14 protein-coding genes are annotated in these 16,220 nt (G+C 44.3%); 3 read left to right on the forward strand and 11 right to left on the reverse strand.

The genetic code is table 11. The features are described from left to right. Positions 1-23 precede the first annotated feature (23 nt). The 7 genes from MM817_RS02105 to MM817_RS02135 form a co-directional block, all read right to left on the reverse strand. Entirely contained in the window at positions 24-1,898 is a 1,875-nt protein-coding gene (locus MM817_RS02105; protein WP_241711782.1) for a cytochrome c oxidase subunit I, read from the reverse strand. Positions 1,899-1,924: 26 nt separating this feature from the next. Continuing rightward, positions 1,925-2,740, reverse strand: a complete 816-nt coding sequence (locus MM817_RS17185; RefSeq protein ID WP_241711783.1) for a cytochrome c oxidase subunit II — start codon at positions 2,738-2,740, stop codon at positions 1,925-1,927. Between the two features lie 29 nt (positions 2,741-2,769). Further along, a complete protein-coding gene (locus MM817_RS02115; protein WP_241711784.1) occupies positions 2,770-3,405 on the reverse strand; it encodes a hypothetical protein in 636 nt (211 codons plus the stop codon). A 40-nt stretch (positions 3,406-3,445) separates the two neighbouring features. Next, positions 3,446-3,976, reverse strand: a complete 531-nt coding sequence (locus tag MM817_RS02120; protein WP_241711785.1) for a sulfocyanin-like copper-binding protein — start codon at positions 3,974-3,976, stop codon at positions 3,446-3,448. A gap of 99 nt (positions 3,977-4,075) precedes the next feature. Next, entirely contained in the window at positions 4,076-4,900 is an 825-nt protein-coding gene (locus MM817_RS02125; protein WP_241711786.1) for a cytochrome c oxidase assembly protein, read from the reverse strand. Between the two features lie 44 nt (positions 4,901-4,944). After that, positions 4,945-7,407 (reverse strand): heavy metal translocating P-type ATPase, encoded by a 2,463-nt coding sequence (locus tag MM817_RS02130; protein WP_241711787.1) that lies wholly within the window; start codon positions 7,405-7,407, stop codon positions 4,945-4,947. Between the two features lie 55 nt (positions 7,408-7,462). Beyond that, on the reverse strand, positions 7,463-7,987 hold the full coding sequence (locus MM817_RS02135; protein WP_241711788.1) for a hypothetical protein: 525 nt from the start codon (positions 7,985-7,987) through the stop codon (positions 7,463-7,465). 199 nt (positions 7,988-8,186) lie between these two features. On the opposite strand from MM817_RS02135, the gene MM817_RS02140 reads away from it, so the two are divergent. Next, a complete protein-coding gene (locus tag MM817_RS02140; RefSeq protein ID WP_241711789.1) occupies positions 8,187-8,978 on the forward strand; it encodes an alpha/beta fold hydrolase in 792 nt (263 codons plus the stop codon). 88 nt (positions 8,979-9,066) lie between these two features. Here MM817_RS02140 and MM817_RS02145 read toward each other — a convergent pair whose 3' ends face one another. The 3 genes from MM817_RS02145 to MM817_RS02155 form a co-directional block, all read right to left on the reverse strand. Continuing rightward, positions 9,067-9,600, reverse strand: a complete 534-nt coding sequence (locus MM817_RS02145) for a YceI family protein (protein ID WP_241711790.1) — start codon at positions 9,598-9,600, stop codon at positions 9,067-9,069. A gap of 135 nt (positions 9,601-9,735) precedes the next feature. Then, positions 9,736-10,935, reverse strand: coding sequence for a thiolase family protein (locus tag MM817_RS02150; RefSeq protein ID WP_241711791.1), 1,200 nt, complete (start codon positions 10,933-10,935; stop codon positions 9,736-9,738). 28 nt (positions 10,936-10,963) lie between these two features. Next, positions 10,964-12,115 (reverse strand): acyl-CoA dehydrogenase family protein, encoded by a 1,152-nt coding sequence (locus MM817_RS02155; protein WP_241711792.1) that lies wholly within the window; start codon positions 12,113-12,115, stop codon positions 10,964-10,966. Between the two features lie 146 nt (positions 12,116-12,261). On the opposite strand from MM817_RS02155, the gene MM817_RS02160 reads away from it, so the two are divergent. After that, positions 12,262-13,482, forward strand: coding sequence for an acyl-CoA dehydrogenase family protein (locus tag MM817_RS02160; protein ID WP_419723356.1), 1,221 nt, complete (start codon positions 12,262-12,264; stop codon positions 13,480-13,482). 81 nt (positions 13,483-13,563) lie between these two features. Continuing rightward, entirely contained in the window at positions 13,564-14,379 is an 816-nt protein-coding gene (locus MM817_RS02165) for a 3-hydroxyacyl-CoA dehydrogenase NAD-binding domain-containing protein (RefSeq protein WP_241712264.1), read from the forward strand. 20 nt (positions 14,380-14,399) lie between these two features. Here MM817_RS02165 and recQ read toward each other — a convergent pair whose 3' ends face one another. After that, positions 14,400-16,214: a DNA helicase RecQ gene (recQ, locus tag MM817_RS02170; protein WP_241711793.1), complete on the reverse strand. Its 1,815-nt coding sequence runs from the start codon at positions 16,212-16,214 to the stop codon at positions 14,400-14,402. Between the last annotated feature and the right edge of the window lie 6 nt (positions 16,215-16,220).

Consider the following 16,220-nt stretch of genomic DNA (forward strand, 5'->3'; position numbering starts at 1 on the left):
CTGTGCGTAACCATCTACCTTTGCTAAGACTTCTTGTCAGAGTATGGCGTTGCAACAGCTAACTTACTGTCACTGTAATCATAAAAGCTACCAATCACTTGTGGGATTGGATCAAAGTTTGTATTTGCAGGTGGTGAAGATGTTTGCCACTCTAGTGTCTTTGAGTGCCATGGATTATTTCCGACCACAGGCCCTTTATGCCACATCCAAGCGATATGTAAAAAGTTAAATACAAACCCTAGTCCAAGAAGGAACCCAAATAACGATATTTCAAAGTTCATTGGTTGCAAGTAGCTTGGATATACAGGGACCCACCGATTCATACCTTTAAGTCCAAGCAAAAAGAGTTGAAAGAACACGCCATTGAATCCAATAAATACCCAAATGGCCCCGATTTTCCCCCAAAACTCGTTGTACATTCTTCCACTAAATTTCGGTAACCAGTAGTAAAAAGCAGCAAACCATGAAAATACCATCCCGCCGATAATCGTGTAGTGAAAGTGTGCAATGACAAAAAACGTATCATGAGCTTGTAAATTGACTACTGGATCTGCGAGTAATACACCAGTTACCCCGCCGATCAGAAAATTGAACAAGCTCATTAAAATAAACAAAGTTGGCGTATTGAGTCGCAAATTCGACTTCCACATCGTCCCTATGGCCACTAAAAATGAGAAGCCCGTCGGAATAGAGATCATCTCTGTAAAAAACGAAAAAGGAAGCATTTGACTATTGCGCATGTTGGTAAACATGTGGTGAGCCCATACTAACCCACTCAAGATCATGACGAAAACTAATCCAATAATCCCCCACTGCCTTGCAAATAGTGATTTTTGCCCCATCACCGGCAACAGTTCTTGCCACAAAGCAAATGCTGGAACGACAATGATGTATACTTCAGGATGACCAAAAAGCCAAAACATTTCCATATAGGTAAGTGGACTACCTAATTGTGAAAAGTAGGGCAATGGAATGATGGCACTTAATAAACCCATCAAAAAAGTCATTTGAATCTCTGGCAGCCAAATGAGATTCAATAAACTAACGGTCAGCATGCCCCACGCATACATAGGAATCCGATTCCAGGTCAGTCCTGGTGCTCTTTTAAAGAGAATCGTCGCCGTAAGATTAATAGACACCATCAGCGAAGAAGTAGTCAGTGCAAATACACCCAAATAATAAAACACAATGCCCGCCGGGTCTTGACCAGCCAGTGGCTCATAGCCTCGCCAGCCAGTGGTCCACTGACCAAGAATTGGACTAAGTACAACTGTCGCAATGCCAGCAGGTACGAGCCATTGACTGATACCTGACATCCTTGGATATGCGGTAGAATTGGCACCAATCATCAGTGGAACAATATAGTTGCCAAATCCGCCAATAAGCGCTACAGTCCCAACTGAAAACATCATCACTGTACCGTGGATGCCCACAGTGGATAGATAGGCTCCGGGATTATTGAAAATCCACATGTGATCTTTCATCAATTCTAACCGCATCAACATAGCTGCAAATCCAGCGATGAGAAATCCACCGAGTGAAGAAAAAATATACTGCATGCCGATCACCTTGTGATCAATGCTGTACATAAAATATTTTCTCCAATCATTTGGAACGACCCAATCTGCTGTACCGCCAAAATAGGGTTTCATAAACCCTTCCCATGCACCAACGCCAAGTAACCAGCCAATCACCGCTGCAACCCACCCTAACGTGACCGATGGTCTAGTTACATATGGGTGGTAAGGCATCCGATCAAATACTTCACTTACGAGTGTATTGACGATTAAAAATCCGATTAAGGCCCACAACAACCCGCGCACAACTGGTGGAAGCATACGTTTTACCTTCATATGCGCCGATCTCGCACCTTGCATATCGGAGACCACAGAACTCACCACAGATCCCTCCTAACCTCATCTCATTACGATTGTTGCGCTTGCAGTTGTTGCTGTTGTTTTACAAATTTCAAAAAGTCTGAGCTTGACACGATATGTACAGGAGCCTCCATAAATGGATGACCAGGTCCACATACTTCCGTGCACTGCACACGCACCATTGGGTTCACTTCAAAAGAAGTGATCTTAGTCGTATGCACATAGAGATAGCGTGTTTCACCAGGAATTACGTCTTGTTTCAAACCAAATGCAGGTATCCAAAAACCGTGAACAACACCAATATACGGATCGTACGTGTGCATTGGATCATACGAGCGCAAGACAAACTTCACTGTGCGATTTGCCGGTAAATACAGAATGCTGTTGCCATTACTATCTTGCGCTTGTGCAATATTGTATTGTGGATAGTTGAAAAACCACTGCCACTGTCTTGCAGTCACATTGACAATCAGATCGTGACTGTTATACCGTGCGCGTTCACTATTAAACATCTGCTCCACAGCTGATGCTGTGGGATGAACAAAAAACATCAGATTCAATACGATACTGATAGTGATCCAAATACTCACGAACGCCTTATTGTTATAAAACTGCTTGCGACTAGGTCTAATCTCTTGATCCCGCGCTCGAAAGCGGATCATCGAATAGATGATCATAACCACAATAAACGCAAAGACTGGCGTGAGAATTGTCAAAATAAAAGCAAACGCCGCTTCTCCATCCACCGCCTGTGTGGTCGCCGTATAGTAATAAAGGCCCTTTTGGAACAGCGCGTGTACGCCCATCTCTCCAAGAACGGATACGACGATCCACGAGATCGTAAAAGCAAGGATGTCACCCACGTACTATTTCCTCCTGTCCGCTGACCGATCTACTTGGCAGGTAAGATCGTGATTGTGCCATTCATCCCCGCCATATAATGCATGTACTGCTGCACAAAACACCCATAATCCCAATTGCCTGGTTTATTTGGAACCGTAAACGTCAAATTAATCGATCCACCCGGCTGTATTGTCGGACTAAAATCTCCGCCTGTAGCCATATTGGGTTTTGGGCCAACAAATGTTGCCTTCGCATGATTGAGAACAAGATTATCGATATGTGTTGCGTCGCTAATCGTCACTGGTACTCCATCCCAAAAATCTCTTTTGAATTGAGTGGGAATAGGTCCAAATGTAGTCGGAACGGTATCGAAACCTTGGCCAATGACCATTTCATGCCAGTGTGTAGAGCTCATATTGCGTATGGCAAGAGTGACATGATCCCCGACACGCCAAGTGAGATGTCTCGGTTCATAGTAATAATCAAACTGAAATACATGCACAGTCCCTTGCATAGGAGTTTTTTCAAATGTTCGTTGATATATCCCTTCAAGCCAATAGCGTCCAAAAAGAACGGCAATTCCTATGAGCAAAACCACCGTTAAGGTTCCAAAAAATACGCCTTTGCCCCATTCCCTCCGACCCACCGAGTCAGCACCATTGTGCGAATCTATCACCTTACTCATCTACATCATCCGCGCCTTTATCCAGTTAGTTTTTTCCATCCTACGAAACAGACACATTAGGACTGCCACCCGATACTACCCGCAGCGTATCCCACATCCCGAGTGATACATTGTTTGGATTGTGCGTTGGAAAGCGGTACAAATAACTTGCCAGATGGTAGGTTCCTGTTTGATTTGCAGTGAATGTGTACGTGACAGAATCACCTGGTACAATCCCTAGTGTAGGATTGAAGTCAAACTCCGAAATCGAGTTGCCTGCGCCCTTAAAAGCCACATGGTTGTATGCGTCGTATACGCCAATGGCGTATGGCACCCCTCCATCATTTGTGAAATGCAATCGAATACGATACCCAAGTGGAATCGTAATCATCATTTTTCCATGGGCATATCCATCATAATTTGCCCACAGATTATTGCTGTTGTACCCAGCTGTCATATAGAGATCAGCTGTTCTCGTCATCGTGTTAGCAGAGAGCACACTTGACGGATCGGCAGCAGGCGTGCTGCTACAAGAAGTGGCTAACAAGGAAATTAGCCCTGTTCCAACTAATAAAAGCGATCTTGATGACACGTCAGTTCGTCCCCCCGTTCTAAAGTGGGATGTGGAAGTTCAATCCATATCATGCGCAATCATGCCAAAGCTATACCTTGAATTTTATCTCGTCTTCATTTAGGCATACCAAATCGACTCATCCTGTTTCACATACAACCGAATAGCAATTGCCCCATAAATAACGTACATGGTTACAAGCATTACAAGACTCCCCAATTGCTGATCAGCCATCCCCTCAATAGAAAGAAAGGATAACGGCAGTCGTGTATTCGAGGCTGATAGGTAGATAGAGTACCATGGGTGGTCTGCCAAGAAGAGTAAAAAAATGATGGGCATCATGAAATTAGATGAATACGCTATGTAAAAAAGCTTTCTTCCACGAGTCAAAGGAGCCACTTCAGGTACTGGAGAAGCAATAGGCCACCAAAAAAATACTGCTGATAGAAACAAGATCATCTGCTCAAGCATATGAACCCAATTGACTGTGAGAATAAGTGAAAGGATAGGGGGAATTAAAGTTAAACTGACCAGTGCATTAAAGGTCACTAAAGCAAAAGCTGGATGTACCAAGAGATGGAATGATCGTTTACACCACTCAATCGATAGAATCGAAGTAAAGACAAATGGAGGTAAGCTAAATACAAGTAACCAAGGTAGAGCCATAGTCATCAGTAACATTTGTATAATATAGGCCGTGAATAACTTCGTTTCGGATAAATCGGCAAGTGGCCCCTGCGCCACATAAAGAAGCAAGAGTCCAAGTGCATAAGCCATGTGATGAAACCACTGATTCCTATACAACTCTGTTGTAGCGAAATGTAGAGTGTCTTTACGGCTTAATCTATGTAACAGCACATAGGCGATAGCTAAGCAGACAGTGAGAGCAACAGCGTCAGGACGGACCAACATCCACACACTATCATCGCGATTAAAGGATACCAATTAGCAACGCTTCCTCTCTTTATCGACTTGTATGCACCTATTTTTCAGAACTGATAAAGTGCAAGAAACCATAGACTTGTAGCAAATAATATGATTGTGGCTACTCGTCTGATATAGCGCAATGGTGAGAAGCCTGTCACTCGCAGCGAGTTTCCAAGCACAAAGGCACTGGATAATAGCATGGCAAGAGCCGCCATTGCAGGAGAAGCGATACCTGTCACCGCAAGCATTTGAGCGATGATATTGTAACCGATCGCCCACAATAAATTTTGGCGAATCACAGCGGTTGTCATGCGCGCAATGTAAAACGTGATGGGGATTGCGGCAATATTATTGTGTGCGAGAACTAAGTGACCAGCTTCTAGTGCAATATCCGCACTAGATCCCATGGCTATCCCAAGATCTGCGGCGACTAATGCTGGAGAATCATTGACGCCATCACCAATAAAAGCAACGTGCTTTCCATCTTCTTTCAACAAGTGAACAAGTTGCGATTTTTCAAGCGCAGTTTGTCGACCTGCATACTCTGTGATCCCGATCGCATGTGCCATTTGCGAGGTTGCCCTCTCTGAATCGCCACTGGCTATTGACACACTCATACCAGCTTTTCGAAGTTCCGCGATCACAGCATGTATGTCTTGTCGCAATTCGTCAGATAAACTAATGACCCCACAAAGGACTTCATCCATAAGAACATAGATGATCGTAAAGCCTGCATTTTGCCATTTTTCAATGCGTTCCCTCCACTGAACTGGAACTGTATCTTTTTCAACACATGCACCGACGCGAAGCACATGTCCATCGATCACAGCTTCAATACCCATACTTGTGTGAGAGACAAAAGACGTAACCTGTTTCAATGGGATGTCTAATTCACGTGCTTTTCGTACCAAAGCGTCAGCGATGGGGTGTTCTGACGGAACTTCTGCAGAAGCTACCCATTGCAATAATGCAACATTCTCTACTGCAAGATAATCCTCTACATGTAGTCTTCCTGTTGTGATGGTCCCAGTCTTATCAAAGACAACTTTCTCGATGCGCCCCGCCCGCTCCAGTGCATCTGGACTGCGCAACAATACCCCATTTGTTGAAAGCCTTTGTGACGCACCCAATATTGCAAGAGGAGTTGCGATACTGAGCGCACAGGGACAACCAATGACAAGCACTGCAATGGCCCGCAATAATGCTTGTGAAGGTGCCATATGTGCAATCAATTCCAAGTAGATCCACGTAGAAAGGGCAACCGTCAATACAAAAGGCACAAAGACACGTACGAGGCGATCGGCTAACCGATTCCAGTGTGAGTGACTCGCTTGTGCCAAGCGCACATACTGTGCAGTCTGTTCTAGTAAGGTGTCTGTTGTACGTATCACTTCTAGAATGACTCTATGTCCAAATACGCGCGTCCCCGCGTAGATGAGATCGCGCACTCCTTTTTCCACACGTTTTGCTTCTCCAGTGAGAACGGACTCATCGACTGCAACTTCACCTTTTACAATTTTTCCATCTACAGGTGACACCTCTCCGGAACTTAATACAAACTGCTCTTTACATTGCACATCGCACACGTTTTTAACGCTCTCATACCCATCTTGTAGCACTCGCATCTCCTTTGGAATGAGTCGCTTGACTACATGAAGGACGCTTTGCGCGCGCTCTCTCGTGGCATATTCAAGATTGCGGCTCAATAGTAAAAAGGTAATGAGTAGCCCCACTGTATCAAAATATAAAAATTCTTGAGTTGTGAGTAAACTGACGACACTATACCCATACGCACAAACACTTCCAATAGAAACGAGTAGATCCATGGTAGGCACACGACTCTTGATACTTGCAAAAGCACCTCGTAAAAAAGGCCAACCACTATAAAATAAAACAACTGTTGCAAGAACAAGAAGTGTGTCCATCAATACATAGCGAACAGAAACGGGGAATAGCGGTAAATCTCCTGACCATATAGGAACACTTACCATCATCATGATGGCAGTGAGTATACATGCTACGAGAAACCTTCTCATTAATAGCGCTCCAGCTAGTACGTCGCCATGCATCTGTGCAATAGGATTGGCACGGTATCCAAGTTTCCCAATGTGCGTTTGCACCTGTTCTTGTGAAATCAGGCTCGCATCAAGAGAAATTTCTGCAATACTTTGAGTAAAATCAATTTTTGCAGCCATCACCCCTGTTTTCCGTAAGAGGACTTGTTCAATTAAAATAGCGCATGAAGGGCATGTAATCCCTTCAATACGAAGTTCTACATGCCGAGGATCAAGCGCTTGTAAAACGGAACCTGTTGTGCGTTCAATATCTCCTTGCACACGATCCCAATTTAGCCCGGGTTGTTGCTTGAGAATCTCCACTTGTTCCGCTCCGAGGAAGTGATATAATTCTTTGCATCCATGACAGCAAAAGATATGATGATCGGAAGGTATCGGCAACCACGCCATTTGTCCACACAAATCGCAGGAGCGAATACTCTGCCCATTTTCCTCTATCCATTGGCTCATCGTATGACCCCCCTGTTCTGCATTCTGCTCTTCACTTGTGAGGTACGACAAATGATCAAAAGGAATAGGGACTCAAAATATTGACAACGCTCATCATCATGCCAATGACACTTATAAAAAGGCCAAACCAAGCATGTTGTTTCATCAACACTGTCCAGGATATCCCTGTTACTAATCCCATGCTATACAGCAGTACATCCGATTCAATGAGTAAAGTGCTATGTGTATCTACAAATTGATCGATCAGAATAACGCCCCAAAGCAGACTAACTGTCATCCCAAGAACAATCACGATAGATGCTAATGAACGCAATAATGACTCACATTCACCTTCCGAACGCTGCGGTAATAATATTTGGATTATCCACTTTGAACGGCTCACTGCAAGTGGACCCACAAGCAGACCTAGCAATCCTCCTGCAAGAACTAAAAGCAAGTTACAAAAAGCATGGAGTACAATCGCCATTCGTTCATCCAACGCACTGTACAAAGCTACAGTCCCACCAGACACCGCTACTACATAAAGAAGCAACGAGATGCTAAGAAGCGGGAAAATGGTTCGCTTAGATATTCCCTCCACAGTTTTAACCCTACCTTTATCAGCCATACTCTTGATTCAATCAATGGGTTATTCATCATCGTTTGTTATCATGCCCAACATTTATTCTGCTATCGTTTGCATGACATATGTAAAAAATTGTTCAAAAGGTATATGATGAAGAGTACTATAACCTTTATCCGTACATGTTAGGTGGAGTACATAGAAAGGAGAGAATCATATGCCTATTGCAAAAGTCAGAGACATGGAGATGTTTTATGAAGAACATGGTACAGGGGACCCGCTGTTGCTGATCATGGGGCTTGGCGGCAATCTTGACTGGTGGGGAGATCCATTTTTACAAGCGTTAGCGGTACATTATCGCGTCATAGCATTTGACAATCGCGGTGTAGGACGATCACAACAAGTGGAAACTGGATATACGATCGCTGAATTTGCAGATGATAGTGTGGCTTTACTCGATGCACTCCATATTCCTCAAGCACATATTCTTGGCATCTCAATGGGGGGCATGATCGCACAAGAAATCGCCCTCCAACATCCAGAACATGTAGTAAAACTCATCTTAGTCGCTACAAACTGCGGTGGACGCATGGCCATTCCTGCAGAATCACACGTTTTAGAGATGCTTGATCGCCGTAATACCACTGTTGAGGAATCCAAATCCAGACTCATGCAGGTATTATTTCCTCATGACTTCATCGAATCAAACGCAGATTTTATTCATGAAAATTGGAAACAGGTAACGAAGAAACCAACGGCTGATGTTACGTTTGGCCGACAGTTACTAGCTATACGCGCATGGAGTAGTTGTGATCGGCTCTCCCAACTGAGTATGCCCACACTCATAGTACACGGATCTGCAGATATTCTCATCCCTCCTGCCAATGCAAAGTTACTTGCACAACACATTGCGCACGCAACTTTACAACTCATAGAAGGCGCAGGACATGGCATCAATGCACAAAAACCAATAGAAACTGCTAAAGTCATCGTGGATTTTTTACAATAAAAGTAATTGTTACACCAAAACGGCACAGACTCATATAAACTGCATCTTCTGCAGTTTATATGAGTCTGTGCCGTTACTTGTTTTTCATTTACGCTTGTTTAATAAACTCCATATCGATACTCAACTTCACACTCTCACCGACCAATACTCCGCCCGTTTCAAGTACAGCATGATAATTCAATCCAAAGTCTTTACGGTTCAGGTCCCCAGTTGCTGTTACGCCAATTCTTTCATTACCCCAAGGATCGTTTGCAGGACCTACTACCTCACAATCAAGTGTTACAAGATTGCTCACGCCACAGACAGTCAGTGTACCTTGAAGTGTATATTTCCCTTTCCCGTGATCGTTTAATTCAGTGCTCTTAAAAGTAATCTCAGGGAACTTATCGGTTTGAAAAAAATCGTCAGAACGAAGATGATTATCCCGATCTGCATTGTGTGTATCTATACTTTTTGCTTCGATCGTTGCAGTGATTTCTGCATTTTTTAAGTCAGCTGGATCAGCGTCCACCGAAGCACTAAAGTTTTCAAATGTACCTCGGACGTTAGATATCATCATATGACGAACGCTAAATGCGATACTGCTGTGTGTCTGATCGAGTACCCAATGTGACTTACTCATAATATCCCCCTTATGTAGGTGTAATTTGAAAGAAGAACGTTATTTCGTTCAACCTTCACTTCACTTAGTATAGTAGCTTTATTTAATTTCGTCAATAAATTTCATTGTGCAAATTTAGCATGTGTATATTTTTAGTTATTGATCCACTCGTTCGATAATCGTAGCCACACCTTGACCGACTCCAACACACAGTGTTGCAAGACCATAGCGTCCCCCAGCATCGTGAAGTTGTTGCGCAAGAGTACCTATGATACGTGCACCTGAACATCCCAGTGGATGACCTAATGCGATCGCACCCCCGTGTGGATTCACTCGTTCTAGTGGAATTTGCAAATCGCGGATACAGGCAAGGGATTGTGCAGCAAACGCTTCATTTAACTCCACCCAATCCATATCTGTGACATCCAACCCGGCTAAACGCAACGCTTTTTTTGTAGCTGGTATCGGACCAAGTCCCATCATCCGCGGACTGACTCCAGCCGATGCCGAAACCACATACCGAGCGAGCGGACGCAAACCTAATTCCCGACCTTTTGTCTCCGATACTAGTAGCAATGCCGCTGCACCGTCGTTAATTCCAGATGCATTCCCAGCAGTCACTGTTCCTCCTTTGCGAAAAGCAGGGCGCAGTTCACTGAGCGATGCAAGCGTTGTGCTGGGACGTAAGTGCTCATCCTGTGAAACAACTGTCTCTCCTTTGCGATCTCGCACAACGACAGGTGCAATTTCTTTTGCAAATACACCTTGCGACTGTGCTTTTGCAGCCTTTTGTTGACTAGCCAAAGCAAAAGCATCTTGTTCCTCACGCGAAATGCCATAATACTCTGCGACATTTTCAGCCGTTTCACCCATGCTTTCCATTGGGAAAGGAAACTTTTCATTGCCCATGCGCCAACCGAGTGTCGTATCCCACATTGTCTGATTGCCACGGACATACTCTGTATCTGGTTTCGGCATCACAAGTGGGGCACGTGTCATACTTTCTACACCGCCTGCAATTGCCATATGCATCTCCCCTAAAGCAATGGCACGTGCAGCTTGATTGACTGCTTCAAGTCCAGATGCACAGAGTCTATTTTGCGTGACACCAGGTACATGTTCTGGTAGGCCAGCTAGCAACAAAGCCATTCGCGCAATGTTGCGATTATCTTCCCCTGCTTGATTGGCACAACCCAAAAATACTTCTTCTATTTCGGAGGAATCTACTTTTGCTCGCTCCAGAACTGCTTGTATGACGTGAGCTGCGAGATCATCCGGTCGCACTCGCTTTAGCACACCACCTTGTTTTCCAATAGGTGTCCGAACATACTCTACAATCCACACATGTTCCGCCAAGTTTATACACCCCTCATTTTCGCAATAACTACTTACTATATTCCTTGCGCAATTGTGCTGCGATAATATTCTTTTGAATTTCTGATGTACCCTCATAGATCCGCGTAATCCGCGCATCACGATAAAATCTCTCAATCGGATAATCCGCGATGTATCCAACCCCACCGTGTATCTGTACGGCCTTATCTGCAACGCGATTGTATACTTCGGATCCGTATAGTTTTAGCATGGCTGCTTCTTTAATCACATTGAATCCTTGATCAGTCATCCATGCCACTCGATAGGTCATCCAGCGTAAACTTTCGATCTCAACTGCCATATCGGCTAAATAATGTTGAATAATTTGTTGTTCAAAAATCGGTTGACCAAATTGTTCGCGTTGTAGTGCGAAGGTCGTTGTTTGATCGAGCAAGTATTGGCAGGAGCCGAGTGCACGCGCCGCAAGACCTGCGCGGCCGTTAGCTAAGATCTTTAACGCATTGACATACCCCGCCCCTACTGCACCTAACACATTCTCCTCTGGTACTATCATATCCTCAAAGTACAACTGTGCTGTATGAGACCCATGCAACCCCATTTTCTTTTCAATACTCCCGACGTGAAAGCCAGGAAAATCCCTTTCTACAATAAATGAAGTGATCCCTTTTGCCCCCATACTCGGATCAGTTACTGCCATCACGGTAAACACGTAAGCATAGGGTGCGTTTGTAATATAAATCTTTTGCCCATGTACCCGATAATGGTCTCCTTCTTTCACAGCGGTGGTCGCAATAGCCGCCGCGTTTGACCCTGCTTGCGGTTCTGTTAAGGCAAATGCACCTAGCCACTTACCGCTCGCCATGTTCGGTAAGTAACGATGTTTTTGTTCCTCATTTGCAAACTCCACAATTCCAACTGAACCTATCCCGTTATGTGCGCCAAGAATGGTCGTGTACCCGTTAATTGTTTGCCCAAGCTCTTCAAACAACGCACACTTACCTACCATCGACAGCCCCATTCCACCGTACTCTTCCGGAATACTAAGTCCAAATAAACCAAGCTCCTTAGATTTTTGCAACAGTGTGTCAGGAACTTGATTCTCTTCTTCAATCTGCATAGCTAGTGGTTCTACTTCGTGTTGAATAAAATCTCGAATCATGTCTTTCATTTTGTGTAATTCATCTGGCAACGAAAAATCCATTAGGCAACCCTCAAATCATGGTTTACTATGAAGTAGCTCAACTAAACAATACACATTGTAAGAAAACGCTGTCAACAGTACTTGTACATGACCTCGATTCGAAGTACCATTATTTATAGGTACATCGTTCCAACATGTAACGCACTATGGAAAGGGGTTACCATGCATTGTTAGATTTTTCATTAAGTCATGAGCAAACTCAATTACAATCGATGATGAAGAAATTTACGGAAACTGAAATTTTACCTTTTATTCGCACGTGGGACGAAGACCATCATTTTGAAATGCCTGTCGTCCATAAACTAGCAAAGCTTGGCCTCATGGGTGTTTGCATACCGGAGAAGTATGGTGGGGCTGGGATGGATTACAACTCACTTGCGATCGTGTGTGAAGAACTAGAGTTTGGTGACACTGCGTATAGAACAGCTGTCTCCGTACACATTGGTCTTAATAGCATGACATTGCTGCAGTGGGGATCAGAAGAACAAAAACAAAAGTACCTTTTCCCACAAGCACAAGGCAAGAAACTAGGCGCCTTTGGCCTTACAGAGCCTGACGCAGGATCAGATGCCGGATCTTTACGCACACGTGCCGTTCGTGACGGAGACTCCTATATCCTAAACGGGACAAAATTGTGGATCTCGATGGCAAGCTTCGCAGATCATTTTCTGATCTTTGCCAATGTCGATCCAACCAAAGGACATCGTGGAATTACTGCATTTATTGTCGAGCGCACTTTCCCTGGTGTAACGACGCGTCCCATACGCGGAAAACTAGGCATTCACGGGGGAGATACAGGAGAAATCATTTTAGAAGATGTGCGCGTACCACTTGCAAATCGCTTAGGTGAAGACGGCGAAGGTTTCAAGATTGCGATGTCAGCTTTGGATAATGGCAGATTTACGGTTGCTGCAGGTGCGACTGGCTTGATTCGCGCATCTCTTTTCGCCTCTGTTCGATATGCCCATGAGCGCAAAACCTTTGGCGTACCTATTGCACAACATCAACTGGTGAAGCAGATGATTGCTAAGATGGAGGCTGGGTATCAAACATCGCAACTGCTTGTCTATCGGGCTGGTTATTTAAAAAATAAAGGCGTACGCAATACGCGTGAGACATCACTTGCCAAATGGATCGCGTGTGATGCTGCCTTTGCAAGTGCCAATGATGCCATTGAAATACACGGTGCCTCTGGTTACTCCAATGAATATCCTGTGGAACGTTTTTTACGCAACGCAAAAGCACTTGTCATTTATGAGGGAACGCGGGAAATTCACACACTCATGCAGGCCGATTATGCCCTTGCATTTCGCGAAGATCAACCACTCAATCGCATGCTTCCTGCATGGCATGAACGAGATGAGTAGCATCCATTACCATACAACACTAACTCTTGCGAGGTGATTAGTACGGAGGTTACACACATTACTGTAGTTGGGTCTGGCGTGATGGGACGAGGTATTGCCTATGTGTCTGCGGTTGCCGGGTACAACACTGTATTACAAGATATCGCAGTCGAACAACTCGAACGAGCTTACGCTGAAATTGAAGCTACTGTAACTAAAGCTGTCACACGGAATCTTCTTACACAAGAAGAGGCTACGTCTGCTCTCGCAAGATTGACAACAACGACAGATCTACCAAAAGCTGTGGCCAAAGCAGATCTAGTCATCGAGGCTGTTATCGAAGAGATTGGGGTCAAAATAGATGTTTTTCGCACGGCAGATGCCTTTGCACCTGCCCATGCAATATTTGCTACAAATACTTCAACCATGAGTCCAACAGAGATTGGAGCTAGTACAGGACGACCTGAAAAAACGATCGCCATGCATTTCTTCAATCCAGTACATAAGATGAAACTGATCGAAATTGTACGTGGCCTTGACACATCTGACCAATGTTTTCAAACCATTTGCGATGTCGCAAGACAAATGGGTAAAGAAACCATTGAAGTGCATGAATTTCCTGGATTTGTTACAAGCCGCATAAACTGTGTGATCGGCAACGAAGCGATGAAGATGGTGCAAGAAGGAGTCGCATCGCCTGCAGATATTGACAAGGCACTTCGTCTAGGACTCAATCACCCGATGGGACCACTAGAAATGGTCGATCTCGTCGGACTTGATGCGAGACTTCGCAACATGCAGTATTTACACGAAAAGTTAGGTGAAGTGTATCGTCCTGCTCCTATTTTAGAGAAGTATGTTAAAGCAGGTCGACTTGGTCGAAAAAGTGGCCAAGGTTTCTATACTTACCCGCAGTAAGATGAACAAATGTCATCCACTTAAAGCTCACTTCCTGTAGTGACAGATGATCTTGTATAGGCCCTAATCATAGCCAGCACCTCATCGCCATAGCGCGCTAATTTGACCTCGCCAATTCCCTTTACTGCGCGCATGGCTTCATGCGTTGTTGGCTGCATGGCCGCTAGTTCACGAAGCGTATGATCTGAAAATATGACATATGGAGGAACGTTTTCGCGCTGTGATAATACTTTTCTCCAGGCGCGTAGTTGCTCAAATAACTGATCATCAGGCACAGCAACTTCTTTTTTTTGAAAGACCTTAATAAATACTTGCACTTCGTTTTTTAATACAGCAGCTGCCTTTGACTGAAGCATCAACACCGGGTACTGTCCTGCAGTGACTTTAATATACCCATCTGCGATTAACGTTTGAATATAGCCAATAATCTCTTTCTCCGTGATCCCGCGCATTAAACCATAGGTGGTCATTTGATCCAAACCTAATTGCATGAGGCGTTTGTCCTTAGACCCTTTAAGAATAGCCGCTATCATCGTCATGCCAAAACGCTCTTTGACTCGAAAAATGCACGAGAAAATTTGCTGCGCAATCACTGTTATATCTTGACGCAGAAAATCATCCTCACAATTGATGCAATAACCACAATGCTCTACCGTATCTTTTTCACCAAAATATCGCAAGATATATGCTCTTAAACATTGCGAAGTATGACAGTAGTCAGCCATTGCCTGTAGTTTTTGATATTCATAGCGTTTGCGATCAGGCGGTAACTCACTTTGTTCTATTAAAAATTTTTGCACCTGAATATCCTGCGCACTATATAAAAGAATACACTCTCCTGGGTCACCATCGCGACCAGCACGTCCCGCTTCTTGATAATAGGCTTCAATATTTTTAGGCATATTGTAGTGAATAACAAACCGCACATTCGATTTGTCGATGCCCATACCAAAAGCATTCGTCGCAACCATTACACGCGTTTCATCATACAAAAATTGCTCCTGACTAATACTTCGCTCATCATCACTCATCCCTGCATGATAACGTCCTACTGCGTACCCTTTCTTTTTTAGCCATTCGGAAAGCGAATCTACTTCTTTGCGCGTAGTTGCGTAGATAATCCCCGCTTCTTCGCGATGCAAAGAAAGATACTCAGAAACAAATGTCCGTTTATCTTGTCCAGTCCGCACAGAGAAGCGTAAATTGGCACGATCAAAACCTGTGACTACGATATGTGGATCGCTCATATACAGCTGCTCGCAGATATCTGTAATTACTTCTGGCGTAGCTGTCGCCGTAAATGCAGCAACGATAGGGCGTGTATCAAGTTGCTCTAAAAAAGGCGCTATCGAAAGATAACTTTTGCGAAAATCATGTCCCCATTGCGATAAGCAGTGCGCTTCATCAATAGCAACAAGCGCTGGACGTAGCGTCTGCAATAGTGAAACGAAGCCTTCTGACTCCAACCGCTCTGGCGCAATATAGAGCAGTTGATATTCTCCCCGCTCGGCATTGTACAGACGTTGCCTAACTTCCTTAATCCCAAGTGTACTATTGATAAATGTAGCAGATATGCCGACATGTTGGAGTGCATCGACCTGATCTTTCATCAGAGAGATCAAAGGAGAAATAACAAGAGTCAAGCGATCATATACAAGTGCAGGAATCTGATAACAAATCGATTTCCCTCCACCAGTTGGCATGATGGAAATCGTATCTCTCCCCTGTAGAATACTTGCAATCGTATTTTCTTGTCCTGTTCGAAACGCATCATATCCATAATATTGCTGTAACAAAGCGCGCGCTTTGTGCATCCGCGCCGCATCGCTTGACATCTCTTA

Origin of the sequence: Sulfoacidibacillus ferrooxidans (genome assembly GCF_022606465.1) — a bacterium.
GTDB classification, from domain to species: domain Bacteria; phylum Bacillota; class Bacilli; order Alicyclobacillales; family SLC66; genus Sulfoacidibacillus; species Sulfoacidibacillus ferrooxidans.

Coding starts and splice junctions, on each gene's coding strand:
- MM817_RS02115 (WP_241711784.1), bottom strand. CDS start 3,405: ATGAGTAAGGTGATAGATTCGCACAATGGTGCTGACTCGGTGGGTCGG.
- MM817_RS02130 (WP_241711787.1), bottom strand. CDS start 7,407: ATGAGCCAATGGATAGAGGAAAATGGGCAGAGTATTCGCTCCTGCGAT.
- MM817_RS02140 (WP_241711789.1), top strand. CDS start 8,187: ATGCCTATTGCAAAAGTCAGAGACATGGAGATGTTTTATGAAGAACAT.
- MM817_RS02145 (WP_241711790.1), bottom strand. CDS start 9,600: ATGAGTAAGTCACATTGGGTACTCGATCAGACACACAGCAGTATCGCA.
- MM817_RS02155 (WP_241711792.1), bottom strand. CDS start 12,115: ATGGATTTTTCGTTGCCAGATGAATTACACAAAATGAAAGACATGATT.
- MM817_RS02160 (WP_419723356.1), top strand. CDS start 12,262: ATGGAAAGGGGTTACCATGCATTGTTAGATTTTTCATTAAGTCATGAG.
- MM817_RS02165 (WP_241712264.1), top strand. CDS start 13,564: ATGGGACGAGGTATTGCCTATGTGTCTGCGGTTGCCGGGTACAACACT.
- recQ (WP_241711793.1), bottom strand. CDS start 16,214: ATGTCAAGCGATGCGGCGCGGATGCACAAAGCGCGCGCTTTGTTACAG.